We start from the raw sequence: 2,495 nt of genomic DNA, 5'->3' as shown, positions 1-2,495 counted from the left end.
GGGGGGGGCCTGGGGGGGCGCCCCCCCCCCCGGGGTCCGGTCTATCACCTCAGGAGCTGCAGGACGTTCTGCGGCGCCTGGTTGGCCTGCGCGAGCATGGCGGTGCCAGCCTGCGACAGGATCTGCGACCGGGTGAACTTGACCATCTCCTGCGCCATGTCCGTGTCGGTGATGTTCGACTTGGACGCGGACAGGTTCTCCACCTGGACGTTGATGTTGTTGATGGTGTGCTCGAACCGGTTCTGGTACGCACCGAGCTGGGCCCGCGCGGTCGACAGCCCCTTGATGGCGCTGTCGATCGAGTCGATCGCGGACTGGGCGTTGGCGGTGGTGTCCACCTTGACGGCGGTACCCACGCCGAGGCCCGCGGAGTCGAAGCCGGTCGCGCCCGCGGTGCCGTTGGTGCCGGCACCGGTCAGGCCCGAGGTACCCGTGAGGGTGACCGCGGTCGCGCCGTTGGTCTTCGACTCGATCTTCAGCTCACCGCCGTCCTTGCTGGCGGTGAAGCCGGCCGAGAAGGTGCCGTCAGCGTTCAGCTGGGAGACCACGGCGTCCAGGTCAGCCGGCGTGGCCAGCGTGACCGTGGCGGTCGTGGAACCCTGCGTCGCGGTGATCGTCTTGGTGTCGAGGGTGGCGGAGTCGTACGTGCCGCCCGACACCTTGTAGCTCGACTTGGTGCCGCCGGAGCTGCCGAAGACCGTGGCGTCCAGGTTGACCTGGATCTGGTCGTCGGCGGTGTTGTTGGCGCCGACCTGGAAGGTACCGGTGTAAGCGGTGCCCGCCGTGTCCAGCAGCTTCTGACCACCGAAGGAGGTGGTCTTGGCGATGCGGTCGAGCTCCTTCTGCAGCTGGCCGAACTCGGTCTGCGCGGCGGCACGCGCGTTCGTGTCCTGGGACCCACCGTTCGAGGCCTGGACAGCGAGGTCACGCATGCGCTGCAGGATCTCAGCCGACTCGTTCAGGGCGCCGTCCGCGGTCTGGACGACGTTGACGCCGTCCTGCGCGTTGCGCGCAGCGACCTTCAGGCCACCGATCTGAGAGGTGAGGCCCTGGCTGATGGACAGACCCGCCGCGTCGTCCGCCGCCCGGTTGATCCGCAGGCCGGACGACAGCTTCTCCAGGCTGCCGGCCATCTGCTTGTCGTTCACCGAGAGGTTGCGGTAGGCGTTCATCGCCGCGATGTTGGAGTTGATGCGAAGACTCATTGTGATTTCCTCCGTGAATCGAGTCCCTTGCGGGCCTTCCGTGGCCCGGCAAACATGCAATCGGCCCGGCCTGGGTCCGTATGAGGTTTTGGTGGAACTTTCTTTCGGATCAGGCCTTGCCGGGTCTGAACCTGCTGGTGGTGCCGTGGTGCGCCCCGCGTGAACGGGGTCCTGCGACCCGCGTGAACGGGCTCCTGCTGCCCGCCTGGGCGGGCGTCGCCCTTCGAGGGGAAGGGCGGGCTCTGGGGGACGCCCGCGCTGGAACCGGCCCAGGGGGGCGTTCGCGGCGCGGAGGGCGTCTGAACCGGGGAGTCCTCACCCGGTGGAACCGTTTGCCACCAAAGAGAGCGCTTCAACGGGCGTCGTCGACACCGGGAGTGTCCCCAGTGGACGTCTGCGCCGGAAGGGCGTCCCAACGGGTGTCACCACTGCGGGCGACGACCGGGGGCAGACGGGAAAAGCGCTGTGCGGCAGGAGAAAAGAGGAGCAACGCCGGGCGCCGATGCCTGGCGGTCTTGCGCACGGGCCCAGGCGGGCCCGGCCTTCGTGGGGAGCGCCTGGATCAGGCGGTCTTCGCGATGACCGGGACGCCCAGCGAGCTGGTGTGGCTCAGCCTGCTGCGCATGGTGCCCTGCGCGGCCACCGACGCGTAGTAAGCGGCCTTGCGGCGCGCGGCGCACCCGTCGGGACGGGCGGGCTCGGGCAGGCGCTCCGGGTCCAGCTGCGAGTTCAGGCCGTCGCGCAGCAGCGCGATCGCCTCGGCGCGCAGCTGCGACACGCGGGACTCGTGCACGCCCAGCTCCTCCGCGATCTCGGCCATCGGCCGCTCCTCGAAGAAGTAGCCGCGCACCACGTGCTGCATCCGCTCGGGCAGCTCGTCGACCGCGTCGGCCAGGTACCGCACCCGCTCGAGGTGCTCCGCGCGCTCGGCCGGTCCGGGCTCGCGGCCCGGGAGCAGGTCGGCGAGACCCTGCTGGGCCCCGGAGTCCAGGGGGAGCACCATCGCCCGGGAGGCCTCGGAGTCGGCGCGCGCGACCTCGTCGTTGCTCAGCCCGAGCGACGAGGCGACCGCGGCGTCGTCGGGGAACTCGCCCATCGTGGCGGCCAGCCGAGCCCGCGCCTCCTCGATCTCGCGGCTGCGCCGCCGCACCGAGCGCGACGCCCAGTCGATCGAGCGCAGCTCGTCGACCCTGGCACCGCGGATCCGCGGTGCGGCGTAGCGCACGAACGGCACGCCCCGGTCGGGATCGAAGGAGCGGGCCGCGGTCACCAGCGCCACCAGGCCGGCGG

General features: G+C 70.7%; 2 protein-coding genes. Both read right to left on the bottom strand.

What is annotated here, in order from left to right:
• Nucleotides 1-44 precede the first annotated feature (44 nt).
• The gene (locus tag ACTUAL_RS02940; protein WP_440899174.1) at nt 45-1,205 is read right to left on the bottom strand and encodes a flagellin N-terminal helical domain-containing protein; all 1,161 of its coding nucleotides are present in this window, start codon (nt 1,203-1,205) and stop codon (nt 45-47) included.
• A 562-nt stretch (nt 1,206-1,767) separates the two neighbouring features.
• On the bottom strand, nt 1,768-2,495 hold a 728-nt coding region (locus ACTUAL_RS02935), incomplete at its 5' end, for a sigma-70 family RNA polymerase sigma factor (RefSeq protein ID WP_440899173.1).

This window comes from Actinosynnema sp. (assembly GCF_052038725.1).
Note: the sequence above shows the minus strand (reverse complement) of the source record. Positions and strands in the feature narration are given on the sequence as shown.

Excerpts from the sequence above, each read along its gene's own strand:
- ACTUAL_RS02940 (WP_440899174.1), bottom strand. The coding sequence starts at position 1,205 with ATGAGTCTTCGCATCAACTCCAACATCGCGGCGATGAACGCCTACCGC.